Consider the following 15690-nt stretch of genomic DNA (forward strand, 5'->3'; position numbering starts at 1 on the left):
GAAAAATGGCCTTAACAGAATATACCCACCACAGTATAGCCGTTAAGGCCAAGACATGTGCTGAAAGAGAGCAGCAACCTCACGTTGCCATAGGTGCACGAATATGTCTCTTGAATCCCTTTGATTTAAATTGAAAAGTAAATATATCAATAAGTTAAAAAGATATTTTTAAAGTATTTCATTATGAAAATGCAGTAATACAAACTCATATAGGTCCACTTTTTTGGTAGCAACGCCTTGACCACCAGCCGCTTTGATCACACTGATTTGATTTTCAGACTGTACCCAAGTGTATACATAAAATGGGGTATCATCACCTCGTGAGCGCATCGCTCTGAGTAGTTTTAGTCCTGCGAGCGGTTCCCCCTGTCGACCCATATCTGAAATCACTACATTGTATTCATACATGCTCAGCAATAACAGGGCTTCTTGGGTAGAAGTAGTGTTGTAAACGCCAATTTTATGTTTTAGAAAATAGCCTTGCTCTTTTTTGTTATTTGTAGGGTTATCATCAACCCATAGGATTCGACCTATCGCATCAAGAGGCTCACTCGACTTGAACTCTTTGTCATTCAAATGCTCAAAGGAGTGATTGATAATCAGCCAGATACAAACAGAGCACATCAGGAGGGTAACACCAATCCAGAACTTCAGATGCGCCCCGTCTGAATGACGATCTGCGCTCAACAATTCTAAATTAAGCTGCGTTTCATCTCTGGGACTTTGCTGTAATACTTTTAATTCGGGGTTACATTTGTAGCCTTGGCCTCGCACTGTAACAATAATATCTTGTTCTACACCAAGGCGCTGTAGCAAGCTGCGCGTATCTGAGACTAATCGAGGTAGTGACCAAGGGGATACCACAGAATCGGGCCAGAGAAATGCAACTAACTCTTGCTGATTGCATACTTTAGGACGTGTATCTAATAAGTACAAAAGCAAATTAAACACGCGCTCCTCAAGCACGACTTTTTTATCTTCTACGTCTAGTGTTTGCGTCTTTGCATTTAACGTTACATTAGAAAATCGATACTCCATTTCACAGCCATTTCCATTTAATTTACTAATAACTAAAAGAATTAATAGACTATACCAAACTCAGCAACAGAGCTACCCCTATCATTTAGTAATAATGTCTAATGGAAAGTGTTGGCGGACAGTACCTTATATGGAGTCTGCTATAAGTGCGCCTGATTTTCATGGCGCTCACTGTACAGTAATACGCCCTAGGTGAATCTAAAATAACAAATCAAAGAAATTTATAACAACACGTTTTAGCCAATTATCATGCCACATCATTTGCATACATCGTTGAGTAATTGTCGAGCGATAGCAGAAATCACTTTTGGGTCCTTTTGCGCCTGAGAATAGGTTCTTAGTCCATATATTCCAACAATCAGGCTTTGCGCCCTTTGCTCTGCAGAACGCTCACCAATCAGTCCGCCTTCTCGCTCTATTTGACCAAATACTTCGCACATAAAACGTTGCCAAAGTGTACATTGATTACTTAACACGCCCTGCGCTTCATCGTCCTGCTGCGCAATTTCGTTAATTGCTTTTTGACTCAAACATGCTTGCGTTGGATCACCACTGATACACTCAGATACGATACTATCTAAATAGGCTTGTAATCCGCTCTTAGCCCTACTTTGAGCTGCAAATATGTCTTTTAATTCCGCCGTTCGATCTTGATTATACTGCTCCAATGCGGCTAACAGCAGCCCTTTTTTATTTTCGAAAGCACAATAAATCGATCCTGGGTGTAGGTTTGTTGCCCTTTTAAGATCTTGCATACTGGTTTTGTTATAGCCTTTTTCCATAAAAGCATTCATTGCCGCTCTCAAAACTTGCTCACGATCAAATGCTGCGCTTCTCATATCTCATCCAAATAGCTTGCTTGAAATTCATTTTAAACAATATTGAACAAATGTTCAAAAAAGGGGTTGAATGATCGTTCAAATATGGATATCTTGAATGAACATTCAAAAAAGAGTTTAAATCCTATGACAGAGAGATTATTTCAACCGTACCGCCTAAATAGCTTAATAACTTTGCAAAACAAATTATTAATGGCTCCATTAACGCGCTGCATGGCAGACGACGACCTTGTGCCAACCGAAGACATGGCAAAGTACTACGCACGTCGAGCAGATTCTGGTCTTATCATTTCGGAGGCAACTATCATTCGACCCGATGGTCAAGGGTACCCCAACACACCCGGACTGTTCAGCCCTGAGCAAATCGACGGTTGGAGAAAAGTAACAGACGCAGTGCATGAAAAGGGAGGGAAAATCTTTGCCCAACTATGGCATACAGGACGTGTTGCTCATCCTCACTTCTATAATGGCAGTGAAGTGCTTGCCCCCAGTGCTGAAACTTTAGAAGGTACAGTACCACGGATGCGAGCGCTCACTTACATCACTCCAACACCGGCATCACATGAGCAAATTCAACAGCTTGTTCTAGATTATACTCAAGCTGCTGCTAACGCGATAGAAGCAGGATTCGATGGTGTAGAGATCCATGGTGCGAATGGTTATCTTATCGACCAGTTTTTACATTACGACAGTAATAAACGTACAGACCAATACGGCCAATCACCAGAGAATATGAGTCGTTTTGCGTTGGAGGTAGTAGATGCAATAGCTGCAAGAATTGGCAATGAAAGAACTGCGCTACGCATCTCTCCGGGTGCCTACTTTAATATGGCACCAGACGCTAGAGATACAACTGTATTTGATTATTTGCTACCTGAGCTTGAAAAACGCCAGCTCGCGTATTTACATATTGGGATTTTTGATGATGAGATGCAGTTTGAACACTTGGGCGGGCGCGCCTCAGATTATGTTCGAACACACTATAACCAAACCCTTGTCGGCAATGGTGGTTTCACGGCAAGCGCGGGTGACACCGCTATTGCAGAAAACCGCTTTGACCTTCTGGCAATTGGTCGTCCTTTTATTGCAAATCCAGACTACATCGCCAGAGTCAAAAGTAAGCAAGAACCAGTTCCTTACAATGAAGACATGCTTTCAACTCTATATTAATACCTAAATAGTGATGTTCAACATGGTATATCCAACGCTCAGTTGCTACGTATAAGTGGTAGCTGGGCTGATTTCCAAGCAAGAAAGTCACCTTCAAGGTGCTTTAGGTCAAAGCCTCTTTTATGCAAGATATCTTCAAATATGCGCGCCCTTCTACCTGAACGGCAATAGACAACAAGCGTATATGGCTTTAAGGTTTGAAGTAGCGCCATTTGCGCTTCTATTTGGTCATAAGGAATATTAATAGCCCCTTTAATGTGACCTGAAGCAAACTCTTCTGGCGTTCTCACATCAATAATCTTAAATGCTACGTCAGACATTTGATTAACAATGAGTTCGTTTGCAGAAATCGATGTTACATTTGCGCATGCTAAGTGTGAGATTGTAAACAATAAACCCACACAGAAAAGGTTGATGAGTGGTTGCATTTTAGAGATGTCTCAAAATTACTTTCTGTGAGCTTTACTTTAATTCAATTCAACTACACACGCAAAAGTTTCATATGAAAATTCACGTTATTAATCCACCAAAAAAAAACTAAACAACCTTTAATATTCAATAAGTTGAAAAAAAATCAAGATTTAAAGCCGAGTCTACTATCCATTAGTCTAATACCGGAATTACAAATAGAGTCTATTACTTATTGCACGCGCGTTAGAGCTTATAAACCATAGTCTAGTAATTCAGCTTAATTTGAATTTGAGTTTTTACTCTAAAGTACTAGACTATTTTTTAGCTAATGAGCGAATTAAACGCATAGTGCCTAAAGTACATACAAAATAATGATGTTTTGTCTTTTATATTAAACAAATTGGTTATTATTTCGTCATAAAAGGCATGAACAATAGCGTTAGTTACAACCCTACATGAGCACTATCTGCTCTGGTAATTTGTGGCTTAGTAGTCCAGTAGTTTTGCCACTACATGTTCGGAAAAGCACATATGGAAAATAAAAAAATAGCAGTTGTTACAGGCGCATTAGGCGGCATAGGTACAGCCATTGTTCAACAGTTTGTCGACCAAAACTACCTCGTAGTTGCCGTTGCAAGCACACGAAGAAATGAGTCAGATTTTGATAGATGGTGTAATGAATCTAATCTTAACCCAAATCTAGTTGAGCCGCTGTTTCTTGACGTGACCAATGCGCAAGTTTGCCTGAATAGCATCGAGTCAATTATTGAAAAGCACGGCAAAATCGATGTACTTGTGAATAATGCAGGGATAACGCGTGACTCTTCTTTCAAGAAGATGAACGTTAAACAATGGCAAGAAGTCATAGATACCAACCTCAACTCCATGTTCAACATGACACAACCGCTGTTTGCACATATGTGTGCCAATAAATCAGGCCGCATCATTAATATCTCCAGTGTGAATGGCCAAAAAGGTCAATTTGGACAAGCGAATTATGCCGCAGCAAAAGCAGGCATGATTGGTTTTAGCAAGTCTTTAGCATACGAAGGCGCAAAGGCAGGAGTAACCGTCAACGTGGTTGCGCCTGGATATACCGAAACCCCGATGGTTGCAAAGATGCGTGAAGACGTGCTGGAAAGCATTAAAGCACAAGTTCCGATGCAAAGGCTTGCAACGCCTTTGGAAGTTGCTCAGACAGTAACTTTCCTTGCATCAGAAGGTGCGGCATATATTACAGGTGAAACGTTAGCCTTAAATGGCGGTCTGTATATGAATTAGTAATCACAGTGACTCCATTTAGAAAAGCGCGCTTTTCTGTAGTAGGTGGAAATTGCATTTTTTAACGGAATAACTCTCAATAGGAAGCAAGCCATGTACAACGACTTTTTCAAATCAATCACTGAGCAAAGCGAAAAGTTTTTCTCTCCTGCGATTCAGTTCAATCAATTAGTTGCTAAAAATATTGAGCAACTAGCTAAGATCCAACTAGATGCAGCTCACTCTTTTACTGAAACATCAGTAGAGCAATTGAAAACAGCAGCAGAAGTAAAAGATGTTAAATCTTTCATCGACTTCAATTCAAGTCAACTGAGTGCAGTTAATAAGCTAAGTCAACAGCTTATCGAAGATGGCCAAAAATTAACTCAATTGGGTCAAGACTTCAAAGACAATATTGAAACTATCTCAAAAGAAAGCGTTAAAGCTGCAAAAGCTTAATGTATTAAGCAGCCTAGCCAAATATTCTTGTGCTGGGCTGACATTCAACTTGGTAACATCGTGATAATTAGATTAATGCATGCCAGTGCGAGTAAACATTCACTGATAGCAATTTACTAGACAGGTCATTTTTAAACTCCAGTTTAAACAATATGAATTATCAGGTTGTACACAAGGACACAATTGAATTTGCTTTTCGAAGCGACAACTAACCTGTCACACCTAAGACTAGGAAGCAAAAAATGGATATCGACAATAAAGATTTTACTCAGACCATGACCGCTTGGTGGCAGTATAATCAAGATCTCTACAGTATTTTCTCCAGCAACCTATTTAAAAACAGCCCAGTCCAAAAAGCACTCAACGAACAAAGTGCCGAAGACTTTGGTCGATGGGCTCAAGAAATTACAAAGCAACCAGAATTATTCGCAAAACAACAGTTAAACTGGTGGCAAGAGCAACTAAAAATTGTTCAGCAAACTTGCGAACAAAGTATCAATGCTTCAACCGAGGAAGTCATCTCAACAGAACGAGGAGACAAACGTTTCTTAGCCAATGAGTGGCAAGACAACCCTTGGTTTAGCTACATCAAACAAAGCTATTTACTTTTTGGCCAGTCATTACTCGAATCAATCCGTCAAACCCCAGGGCTTGATGAAAAACTAAAAGAGCGGCTCGAGTTTTTTGCCAGACAAGTCATTAATTCAATTTCTCCAAGTAACTTTATTACGACAAACCCAGAATTATTAAAGCTCACGATTGAATCGGAAGGGCAAAACCTAATCAATGGTTTAGAGCTGTTTAAAAAAGACATGGCAATAAGTGGTGACATGCTAAGGATTAGCATGACCAACGAAAATGCTTATGAACTGGGTAAAGACCTTGCAACGACTGCTGGTCGAGTCGTATTTCAAAATCACTTGTTTGAACTTATTCAATACAAAGCAACAACCAAAGACGTATACAAAACACCGCTCTTATTTGTTCCGCCATATGTTAACAAATTCTACATACTCGACTTAAAAGAAGAGAATTCTTATGTGAAGTGGGCTGTGGACAACGGCCATACCGTGTTCATGATTTCATGGAAGAACCCAGACCCAAGTATGTCAGAAGTTGGTTTTGAAGATTACGTAGTCGATGGTGTTATTGCCGCATTAGACGAAATAGAAAAGCTAACAGGTGAGGCATATGTCAATGCTATTGGCTATTGTATCGCTGGCACCTTAGTTGCTACTGCCATGGCATATTTTACGTCAAAGCGCATGAAGCAAAAAATAAAGAGCGCCACGCTCTTAACAACTTTACTCGACTTTTCGCAACCCGGTGAACTGGGCGTTTTTGTGAATGAGGGCACGGTTTCTGCGCTTGAAGCATACAATAGGCAAAATGGTGTGATGCACGGCCATTTACTAGGTGTATCGTTTAGCATGCTCAGGGAAAATAGCCTGTACTGGAACTACTACGTCAATAACTACCTAAAAGGTCAGCCTCCCATGGATTTAGACCTGCTTTATTGGAATGGCGACAGTACTAACCTCACAGCCAAGTGCCACAATTTTATGCTAAGAGATCTTTATTTGGAGAATCGATTAATCGACTCTAAAGAGGTCGATATCCGAGGTACAAAAATTGATCTTGCAAAAGTAAAGCAGCCTATTTACGCGCTGTCTACTCGAGATGACCACATCGCGCTTTGGCAAGCAACATTCAAAGGTTTTCAATTTACAAGTTCGAAAACCACGTTTGTACTTGGTGAATCCGGACATATTGCTGGCGTAATTAACCCACCTAAAGCAAATAAATACGGCTTTTGGAGTGGCCCAACTCCAGAGGGGGAGGCAAATGACTGGCTAGAGAAAGCTATGCATAACAAAGGCTCCTGGTGGCCTCACTGGGGTAAGTGGATCATGCAATTCACAGAAGAAAAGGTACCTGCAAGACCTATTAAAACCAAGGCGAATCCTGGAATATATGATGCACCTGGTGAATATGTAAAAGCTAGGCTATAAGTTTTCACTGCATGTTGCCTTGCTTATATAAATCAGGCTAACGCGGTGAATATATTTTGATGAGCAGCTCAAGTTGCTCATCATCTATATCAGGAAACCCCTTTTCATACCTATAACGCTTGTATAGTGGCAAAAACACCTTTGTACCTGACAGACTGTCTAACTGAGCAACAAATTTGTAGGCACTTTTAGATGCACCTTCACTTTCACCCATGCGACAGCATGCTTGGTACAGCGCCAATAATTGAGCGACACTATATTTTGCCCCTACTTTTTTCAGAAACGTTTCTGCCTCGACAAAAAATGCAGCCCCCGTCCAATACACTCTTTGGTAAGCTCGTAAACGCCACATATTCACTGACACCTTGTCCAATGGACCCATGTAAGAACGCGTAGCCACCTTACCTCTTTCTAGCCCATCCCGCATACGCCTAAGAAACTCAGCTTGGCTATAAATACCATTTTGTAACATAACCACATTCTGAAAATAAGTTGCCAACCCCTCGGCGAGCCAAAAATCTTGGTATGCAAACAGCGGATGATACAAGTGAGACAACTCATGATAAAGGGTCCAATCGGATGTTAAGTCGTCTATAGCTGCAAATTCGCCCGTATGCATATCAATGCCATCTATATGCCCTCTTACAACTTGACCCCAAGGAACTGGCTCCTTGGCTGACGTCATGCTAACGTTGATGGGAACTGTCGATTGAGATATAGGGCCAAGAGTTTTCTCAACAGCATTTAAACCGTAACTTAACCACTCTGATATAACGGCTTGTTGCTTTCGACTTGGCGATTTGCCATTGAAATCGACAACAACTTCTCGGCTGAATGTTGCTTGATGGGAAATTAGCAGGCATAAGCAAAGTAGCTTAGCGAAACTACGAAATGTAACTCTTTGCTTGGTCATTTGCACTCTCGGCAGGTTAAACGCAAAACAATAGACCAAGTAAAGCACGCATATCTTTCGTTGGATATACATGCTATTTATTTCTTATTAGTGAGCTACTTGCAAGCCATCGTATGAGGCTTCTGTATGTGCGCCTTTTTTAATCGTGAAATGCTTACCACCAAACCTCACCCTGCCTCGCTTACGCTCAATAATTTTTTCCGCTAGGCTTTTGTCATCGACTAAATCCACAAACTGCTTTCGAGCACGGTGGATCTGAATGTTGATGTGGCTTTCGCTGATCCCCAAGTCTTTTGACAATTGTGATACAGAAACCCAACCTCTCTCTTGCTCTTCTTCAACAGCGGCCTCATCTCGCGCTTTATATCTCGCTAATAGGGCGGTCAGGTAGTGATGCGTTCTGATATCAAAATCGAGAGATGCGCCATTGTGATTAACTTTAAGCTCTGTTATCTCTTCATCTAAGCTGATATCAAATAAAAACTCCAAGCTCGATTGATGCGCATTATCTATTGGCATCGTTGCTTCTTGTGAAGCCGCTTCAACTTGGAATAAATACCATAGTTCGTCCGCAACACTTAAGTTGTCACTATCGGTCAAAGCGACAATTTTGCCTGATTCTAAATGCTCGTAACACCAACACACTTTTTCATTGTCATAAAAAACGACAATTTCAGGGTCGCTTTCTGAAGGCAGGAAATGATATTTTTCAAGAGAAATAACGTCGTCTGGCTGCTCATTATTAGTTGGGATCAAAAGATCTTTAGGAGGAGAGGTTGAATATACGATAAAGGTTTGAGGGTGCATTTCAGAAAATGTGATCTCATCATCTACCTTCAATGCAATTGCCTGATTATAGGCAATCCGCTGCCCGTTCATCCAAACTCCATTCTTGCTCAGATCTCTAAGCTCCCAATTATCACCATTGTGCTCAATCACGGCGTGAATGCGAGATATTTCTACGCCGCTAACTTGCGTATCAACAGAATAAATAAGTCTCCCAAAACGATGAAACGCTTTGAGGTAAATCACTTCTGTGCTGTCCTTTACTCTGAGCTTTGCCATAAATCACCTTGCTTCAATTCCTCTAAAGACATATGCATAGCATAATATCTTTTTAGACTATCTTATGGGTTCATTCTAGCTATTAATGCTACGCAAATAAATTACGCCTTATTACAGTGTCGAAAGATTACTCAAGAGGATGAATTAACAGCGAATAACCATAACTCTGGTAATCTGCATTATAATTGCCTAAAGTTATCAATGATTCCCATCAATTGATCATCATTATGCATGCTTTATTGCGTCAGTTTTTGATACTTATCTTTCTCACCATGATTGCATGCCCTAGCCTGCATGCTGCTCAAAGGCACATTGATGCTAAGCCTAGAGTAACTATTTTGGTTGATGACAGTTATCCTCCGTATTCATACGTTAGTAATGGTTACTTGTATGGTATTTATGTTGAACAAGTGAAATTAGCAGCAAGACAACTGTCAGATCATTATCAAATAACACTTGAAGCCATTCCTTGGAAAAGAGGTGTAGCCGCAATGGAAAGCGGTGAAGCATTCGCGTTAATGCCTCCCTATATCCATAAAGACAAAAGGCCATATATCTGGCCGTATTCCGTTTCATTGGGCGAAGAAGCTGTCGTTGCCTTTTGTAATGAAGGCATCACATTACAAAATATTCTTCGTCGAAAGGCTGGATCTAGGCCGATTAATATTGGTATTAATGCCGGGTTTTTAATCTTGGATGATGAACTTGCAAGTGCGAGAGAAAGGGGCTTGATAAAGATTTGGGAAAACAAGGATACTCGTTCAAATATAAGAAAGCTGGCAAAAAACCGCCTCGACTGTTATTTAAATGATAGATTATCTACCGTGATGGGCATAGAATCGTTGCAATCGGAATTGCAAACGTTAGATATCAGCCAATTTCAAGAGGTCCGAGTAGTTTTAACTCGTACAGCCCATATCGGATACACGAAAGAGAATGGTGATAAATTTCCTTACAAGCTAGATTTCATTGAAAAAATGAATAAGGCACTGCAAACCATTCAGAAAAAAAGCGAACGTTGATTTTCCCTACTTGTTGACGCTTTCAATCTAAGTAAATAGTATTAACTTGCTCAATCAGTCATTGGGCTCATATTCACTTCGCGAGGCAACTTTATTCGCTTCAGGTAACAAGCAGACCTCATAGCCAAATAGTGAATATCCAATCAAATATTTAAGTGCGAGCAAGGATATATTGCTCATTTTATTTATAAGGAAAATCAATGAAACTTTTACTAAAAAAGAACAAACTCAAAAACCTCAGCAAATCAAATACACTCCAGTTCAACCACACGCCCAAAATAGCAGGCGGCTTTGACCTTACAGCAGGTGGTTGTATGTCAAACAAGTGCCGCATCTCAATTGAAATTTGCCCAGTATCTGAGGTAGGGGATTGCCATACAAAAGACTTGGACTGCGTGATAGTGACATTAGTAACCTGCAAGTGCTAATGCGCGCGTAAGGCACATTTAAAAGTGAGAAAGTAGTTGCTCTCTCACTTTATCGCATCCAAACTTTAATCTCAGCTAATCCATTGGTTTGTAAAAGCTGTAACTGCGACTCAACATTTTGACTATGTTCGAATTCAAAGGCATCTAGCTCATCATCAAACATAACGGTCGCAGCTCCATCACCACCACTGCGTTTGACTTGATGCAACGCAATATCAGCTAAATTAACTGACGCTTCCCAACCAATAACATGACCACCAAGCATTTGCAGTGGATAGAATGACCAACCAACTGACACTGTCATATTCGTCGACCTGCCATTGGGCAAAGTAAAATCAAATTCGCCAATTGCCTTACAGAGCTCTTTGACATACTCATCTACATCACTGCATTGAAAGTCCCTCAGTAGCAAAAGGAACTCATCGCCGCTCCATCTAGCAACATAGTCCGACCCCTGAGTGCGCGTGTTTAACAAGGTCGCCAGTTGTTGTAAGCAGCTATCACCGCCAATGGGACCATTCGCGTCGTTTACTTTGCTAAATTTATCGATATTGAGGATCATTAATACTAAGCTCTTTCCTTGCTCCCGTAAGGACTGGGCATTTCGTTGATAATGCTCAATATCTTTGGGCAATTGATCAAATAAGAATCGCCTACTTTTCAGGCCTGTTAATTCATCTGAATGACTGACAAGCTTAAGCTGTGTATTAACTTTGTTGAGCTTTTCATTGGCTTTTCTAAGTTCAGTCGTGCGCTCTGTAACCAGTGCTTCCAATGCTGCCTGCTTTCTTCTTTCTTGTGCTCTGAATACCCAAAAAACGAGATAAAACAAGAAAATAAAACCACAGGTAATGATCAATCTGAAAAACACAGTTTCATCAAATCGACGCGGCAGAACCAGCTTAACCGCCTTCAAATGCGCCTCCTGCCAATCCTCTCCTCGACGTTTCACTTCCAGTTTAAAAGTAAACTCACCGGGTGGTAGATTCGTGTAGATCGCCTCTCTGCGCGCCAGAGCGTCTCGCCAATGCTCGTCGTGACCTTCTAACTTGTAGCGAAATTCAATGCTTTGCGGCGCATAAAAATCTATCGCGGTATAGCGAATCGTTAAGTCCCGCTCATTAGTATCTAAGGTAATACTGTCAACAATTTTATTTGGTGTCAGTTCCCTACTTGGTGTCGTGATACCTTCGAATCGCGGTTCAAGTTCGCTGTCACTGAATAACTTAACACTTTTAGGAATACGCACGACGCCTTGTAAGCTCGGATATAACAACACATCATCCACCTCAACCACTGAATCATGCCCAAGACCCGTGCAGCACTGGCTTGGCATACCATCTAACTGCCTATCAAATGGATTGATCACCTGTTCTACTTTTAAGTTTTCAATCTCGCTGGTGAATTGCTCTATCGACATACGATAGACACCCTTCATAGAGCTCACCCAAATAAAATGCTGCTTCTTATCATAGTGCAAAGACAATATAGGACCATAAGGCAAACCATGAGATGCATCTAATTGAAACCAGTCACCGCTCGCGGTTTTGTAATAGAGACCATCATAGAAGGTGCCTACCAAGGTTGTGTAAGTGTCGACATGCAGAATGCTGGTTACATAGGCAGACTCCAGTGAGGTTTGCCCACCGATTTTTTCGATGCCACGCTCGTTGTACTTATAAGCACCTTTATCAGTCCCTATAAATCCAAACCTTGGGAAGTCTACAACGTAAGTGACAAATTGGCTGCCTAAAAACGCATTGTAGGTAAAAGGGGTTAACCCGTTATAGTCGAGTCTATACAAGCCTCTGCCCGTTCCAATCCACAGGCCACCTTGGTTGGATGGACTGATCGTAAATACCTGAGTTTGACGAAATTCTCTATTTGGAATAGCGAATAGCCGTCCATCGTCATATATGACCACACCGCGTCCAGTTCCGAGGTATAGACGACCGTCTAAAAACTCCATGTCGTGAACTTCAACACCCTTGAGCTGAGCAGGTGTAATAATGGGCTGATAGTTATCATCTTGATCTAGCATCCCCACACCTTCGCGGGTAGCCACCCACACGTTACCTTTAGGGCCCATGGTCATAGCAGAGATAGCTTGCTTTCCTCTCAACCCGGCTTGAAATCGTTCGACTCGTCCAGCGTGTGCGAGCCAGAGCCCTTCATTAATACTCGCAAGCCAAACATTATTACTTTTATCGATAAATAAGTCGGTAAACCAAATACCTTGATCTAACTGAACAAGATCTACAGACTGCCACTCACCGCCACTTTCTTTGTAAAGTAATCGGCCATAGGTTGACACCCAAAGTCCACCTTGGTCGTCACTTAAAAATTTGTATACAGCACTATTTCCTATCTCATCAAAGCGTCGCAATACCTCGTCAAAGTCGAGGAAAAACGCCCCGAGCTGAGAAGCCAAATACAGTTTTCCATCGACCCAAGCTAGGTCATGAATATTCGTTTGAGCTAATTGTCTAGGCAACGAGATCTTACTTGATAGCTCCAGACGCATGCCATTGGAGCCTACCGATTGGGCTTCTCCTATGCGCAGAAGGTGACGTTCATTCACAAGCCAGATCCCATCAGGGGACGGGGCCATTTTTGTCACAGCACCGACGATTTGACTAATATGGGTAAGGGAAAGCTTGCTGTCGTCTAGATTGTTTTTATCCAACATCAGACGCTTGGCTGAAATGTAATATAGTCCGTTTGCGGCAACCCAAATATTCCCGCGGGTGTCCTCGATTATATCTTTGACATCAGCTTGGATTTTAAATTTCTGCGCCTTCATTGTTTGAGGGTCTATACGCAATACACCACGGCGTGTACCAACCCATAGCATACCAAAGCGGTCTACAAGCAGCTTATTTATGGCGTTGCTTACCAAAAAGTTGCTATTTTGCGTATTGAAATTGACAAATTGGTGGCCATCAAAACGACTGAGACCAAATTGAGTTCCTAACCAAATATAGCCTTGCTGATCTTGTACCACACTTTTGATACTTTGTGATGGCAAATCATTTTGCATATTCCACTGCTTTACAACATAGTCGTTGATCGCACCATATGCACTTGTTGCGACCAGCATAATTAACAGTAGAAAAAACTTACGCATAGACTCCCTCTTACTCAAACGTTCGTTTAGCCACCAAGGACACCTGTTTTAAACAAAGCTTGGATACAAATTAATGAAAACACACCTGCAAGTACATCATCAGCCATTATCCCTCGGCCACCATGCAGCTTTTTATCTAGCATTCTAATGGGTCCGGGTTTTGCGATATCAAAAAATCGAAATAAGACAAAACCAACCAATAACGACTGCCAGTTGATGGCCGCACCTATCATCGTGATATAAAAGCCAACAACTTCGTCCCATACTATGGCGGGGTGATCATGAACGTCAACATCACGTGCTGTTTTTCCACAGATCCACACTCCAAATACTGTCATCATGATAGCTAAGCTAATTTGAAACCAAACCGGTAAAGTCATGGTTGCAAAAATAAAAGGTAACGCTGCTAACGTACCCACTGTACCAGGTGCTTTCGGTGCTAAACCGGTACCAAAACCCAATGCAAAAAATTGATGTGGGCGTTTGAGATTGAACTTCAACGGCTTATCCAAGCTCACTCCTAATTAAAATGTTCATATCCGATTTGCTCGGGCAAGATATACTTTTCACCATGCTTTAACAGCTCAATATTGCCAACATTATTGGTAATTTGACCAATACATTTTGCCTCGACACCATATTGACTAAGACGCGCTTCAACAGCACTGCGGTTACTATCACTTACCGTAAATAACAGCTGATAGTCATCGCCATACGATAAACTAAGCATATCTATGAGCGCTTGGTCTTCAATAGATTTCAAATCATCCGAAATAGGAACACTGGCAACATCGATATCAGCACCCACTGTCGAATGATTTAATATATGCTGTAAGTCTGCCAACAATCCATCAGAGATATCAATACACGCCGTCGCTAACCCACGTAGTACCTGTCCAGCAGCTACATGAGGCTTTGGATAGTGAAATTTCTCTGTGACGCGCTTGGTTTGCTCTGGAGATAATTCGATACCTCGCTTTCTTGACTCAATTGCCAGTGCAGCATCACCAACCGGTCCAGTTAAGTAAATCCAATCACCTACGTTCGCACCTGCGCGTGTCAACGCTTTATTTTTAGGAATAATTCCTTTAGCACAAATTGTAATTGTCAGCGGCCCCTGAGTCGTATCACCACCTATCAGTTGCACATTGTAGTATTCTGCTATTTCATGCATGCCTTCGGTGAATTGCTCTAGCCAATCTATGTCAACATTAGGCAAAGTCAAGCCAATTGAAACCCAGGTAGGCTCTGCTCCCATAGCCGCGAGGTCGCTTAAGTTGACCGCAAGAACACGATGACCCAAAGCTCTGGCTGGAATATCAGGGAAAAAATGCACACCTTCGACTAGGGTGTCGGTGGTTACTGCAAGTTGACAGTTATCAGGTACTTCAACCACAGCACAATCATCACCTATACCAATGACCACATCACGGCGAGTAATACCGCGGCCTTTGAAGTAATGATTTATTAACTCAAATTCCTTCATACATTAAAAAAGCCGGTCAACGCCGGCTCTCCTCATGACTTTGATTATTTGCGGATTTTCTTAACTGCTTTGTCCAACACGCCATTTACAAACTTATGGCTGTCTTCAGCACCAAATATCTTGGCCAGTTCAATCCCTTCATTAATAGCCACTTTATAAGGTACATCTTGGCGGAACTTAAGCTCGTAAGCACTCACACGCAAGGTAGCCAATTCAACCATGTCTAAGTCGTCAAACGGACGAGACAAATGAGGTTGAATTGCCTCATCTAACTGTTTATGGTTTACCGCAACGCCACGCGCTAAGTCTTTAAAATATTCAACGTCTATTTTAGAAACGTCATTTTCGATTAACATTTGCTGTTCAATATCGGCAATTGGATTGCCGCTAAGCTGCCATGAATAGACAGCTTGCAATGCAAGTACGCGTGCTTTACGTCTAGCTGCTGGTTTCACTGAGA

At 41.5% G+C, this 15690-nt stretch carries 15 protein-coding genes; 6 read left to right on the forward strand and 9 right to left on the reverse strand.

What is annotated here, in order from left to right:
* Positions 1-168 precede the first annotated feature (168 nt).
* Together N482_RS20880 and N482_RS20885 are read right to left on the reverse strand one after the other, a co-directional pair.
* Entirely contained in the window at positions 169-1038 is an 870-nt protein-coding gene (locus N482_RS20880; RefSeq protein WP_063378906.1) for a winged helix-turn-helix domain-containing protein, read from the reverse strand.
* Positions 1039-1295: 257 nt separating this feature from the next.
* On the reverse strand, positions 1296-1877 hold the full coding sequence (locus tag N482_RS20885) for a TetR/AcrR family transcriptional regulator (protein ID WP_063378907.1): 582 nt from the start codon (positions 1875-1877) through the stop codon (positions 1296-1298).
* 126 nt (positions 1878-2003) lie between these two features.
* Here N482_RS20885 and N482_RS20890 point away from each other — a divergent pair, with 126 nt between their 5' ends.
* Positions 2004-3047 carry an alkene reductase gene (locus tag N482_RS20890; RefSeq protein ID WP_063378942.1) on the forward strand — a complete coding sequence of 348 codons (1044 nt, stop codon included), beginning with the start codon at positions 2004-2006 and terminating at the stop codon, positions 3045-3047.
* A 38-nt stretch (positions 3048-3085) separates the two neighbouring features.
* On the opposite strand, the gene N482_RS20895 is transcribed toward N482_RS20890, so the two are convergent.
* Positions 3086-3475, reverse strand: a complete 390-nt coding sequence (locus N482_RS20895) for a rhodanese-like domain-containing protein (RefSeq protein ID WP_063378908.1) — start codon at positions 3473-3475, stop codon at positions 3086-3088.
* Positions 3476-3989: 514 nt separating this feature from the next.
* On the opposite strand from N482_RS20895, the gene N482_RS20900 reads away from it, so the two are divergent.
* From N482_RS20900 to phaC, 3 genes are all read left to right on the forward strand, one after another.
* The gene (locus tag N482_RS20900; protein ID WP_063378909.1) at positions 3990-4739 is read left to right on the forward strand and encodes a 3-oxoacyl-ACP reductase; all 750 of its coding nucleotides are present in this window, start codon (positions 3990-3992) and stop codon (positions 4737-4739) included.
* Between the two features lie 93 nt (positions 4740-4832).
* Entirely contained in the window at positions 4833-5177 is a 345-nt protein-coding gene (locus N482_RS20905; RefSeq protein WP_063378910.1) for a phasin family protein, read from the forward strand.
* Between the two features lie 242 nt (positions 5178-5419).
* Complete coding sequence (gene phaC / locus N482_RS20910) at positions 5420-7189, forward strand: class I poly(R)-hydroxyalkanoic acid synthase (protein ID WP_063378911.1); 1770 nt, start codon at positions 5420-5422, stop codon at positions 7187-7189.
* 37 nt (positions 7190-7226) lie between these two features.
* On the opposite strand, the gene N482_RS20915 is transcribed toward phaC, so the two are convergent.
* A complete protein-coding gene (locus N482_RS20915; RefSeq protein ID WP_063378943.1) occupies positions 7227-8102 on the reverse strand; it encodes a hypothetical protein in 876 nt (291 codons plus the stop codon).
* An 87-nt stretch (positions 8103-8189) separates the two neighbouring features.
* A complete protein-coding gene (locus tag N482_RS20920; RefSeq protein ID WP_063378912.1) occupies positions 8190-9167 on the reverse strand; it encodes an FHA domain-containing protein in 978 nt (325 codons plus the stop codon).
* A gap of 227 nt (positions 9168-9394) precedes the next feature.
* On the opposite strand from N482_RS20920, the gene N482_RS20925 reads away from it, so the two are divergent.
* Both N482_RS20925 and N482_RS20930 read left to right on the forward strand, forming a co-directional pair.
* Positions 9395-10189 (forward strand): substrate-binding periplasmic protein, encoded by a 795-nt coding sequence (locus tag N482_RS20925; RefSeq protein ID WP_231100909.1) that lies wholly within the window; start codon positions 9395-9397, stop codon positions 10187-10189.
* Between the two features lie 200 nt (positions 10190-10389).
* Positions 10390-10617, forward strand: coding sequence for a hypothetical protein (locus N482_RS20930; protein ID WP_063378913.1), 228 nt, complete (start codon positions 10390-10392; stop codon positions 10615-10617).
* Between the two features lie 49 nt (positions 10618-10666).
* On the opposite strand, the gene N482_RS20935 is transcribed toward N482_RS20930, so the two are convergent.
* Genes N482_RS20935 through nusB form a run of 4 tightly spaced genes read right to left on the reverse strand, consistent with a single transcriptional unit; the run spans position 10667 to position 15685 of the window.
* Entirely contained in the window at positions 10667-13744 is a 3078-nt protein-coding gene (locus tag N482_RS20935; protein ID WP_063378914.1) for a ligand-binding sensor domain-containing diguanylate cyclase, read from the reverse strand.
* 26 nt (positions 13745-13770) lie between these two features.
* Positions 13771-14256, reverse strand: a complete 486-nt coding sequence (locus N482_RS20940; RefSeq protein ID WP_063378915.1) for a phosphatidylglycerophosphatase A — start codon at positions 14254-14256, stop codon at positions 13771-13773.
* A gap of 8 nt (positions 14257-14264) precedes the next feature.
* Positions 14265-15230, reverse strand: a complete 966-nt coding sequence (thiL, locus tag N482_RS20945) for a thiamine-phosphate kinase (RefSeq protein ID WP_063378916.1) — start codon at positions 15228-15230, stop codon at positions 14265-14267.
* Between the two features lie 44 nt (positions 15231-15274).
* Positions 15275-15685, reverse strand: a complete 411-nt coding sequence (nusB, locus tag N482_RS20950; RefSeq protein WP_063378917.1) for a transcription antitermination factor NusB — start codon at positions 15683-15685, stop codon at positions 15275-15277.
* Positions 15686-15690: the final 5 nt, after the last annotated feature.

The organism is Pseudoalteromonas luteoviolacea NCIMB 1942, from assembly GCF_001625595.1.
Classification (GTDB): domain Bacteria; phylum Pseudomonadota; class Gammaproteobacteria; order Enterobacterales; family Alteromonadaceae; genus Pseudoalteromonas; species Pseudoalteromonas luteoviolacea_A.

Bases quoted from the DNA above. Each gene is read 5' to 3' on its own strand.
- N482_RS20925 (WP_231100909.1), top strand. From the start codon at position 9,395: ATGCATGCTTTATTGCGTCAGTTTTTGATACTTATCTTTCTCACCATG.
- N482_RS20935 (WP_063378914.1), bottom strand. From the start codon at position 13,744: ATGCGTAAGTTTTTTCTACTGTTAATTATGCTGGTCGCAACAAGTGCA.
- phaC (WP_063378911.1), top strand. From the start codon at position 5,420: ATGGATATCGACAATAAAGATTTTACTCAGACCATGACCGCTTGGTGG.
- N482_RS20890 (WP_063378942.1), top strand. From the start codon at position 2,004: ATGACAGAGAGATTATTTCAACCGTACCGCCTAAATAGCTTAATAACT.
- N482_RS20900 (WP_063378909.1), top strand. From the start codon at position 3,990: ATGGAAAATAAAAAAATAGCAGTTGTTACAGGCGCATTAGGCGGCATA.
- N482_RS20895 (WP_063378908.1), bottom strand. From the start codon at position 3,475: ATGCAACCACTCATCAACCTTTTCTGTGTGGGTTTATTGTTTACAATC.
- N482_RS20885 (WP_063378907.1), bottom strand. From the start codon at position 1,877: ATGAGAAGCGCAGCATTTGATCGTGAGCAAGTTTTGAGAGCGGCAATG.
- N482_RS20930 (WP_063378913.1), top strand. From the start codon at position 10,390: ATGAAACTTTTACTAAAAAAGAACAAACTCAAAAACCTCAGCAAATCA.
- N482_RS20920 (WP_063378912.1), bottom strand. From the start codon at position 9,167: ATGGCAAAGCTCAGAGTAAAGGACAGCACAGAAGTGATTTACCTCAAA.
- thiL (WP_063378916.1), bottom strand. From the start codon at position 15,230: ATGAAGGAATTTGAGTTAATAAATCATTACTTCAAAGGCCGCGGTATT.
- N482_RS20915 (WP_063378943.1), bottom strand. From the start codon at position 8,102: ATGACCAAGCAAAGAGTTACATTTCGTAGTTTCGCTAAGCTACTTTGC.
- N482_RS20880 (WP_063378906.1), bottom strand. From the start codon at position 1,038: ATGGAGTATCGATTTTCTAATGTAACGTTAAATGCAAAGACGCAAACA.
- N482_RS20905 (WP_063378910.1), top strand. From the start codon at position 4,833: ATGTACAACGACTTTTTCAAATCAATCACTGAGCAAAGCGAAAAGTTT.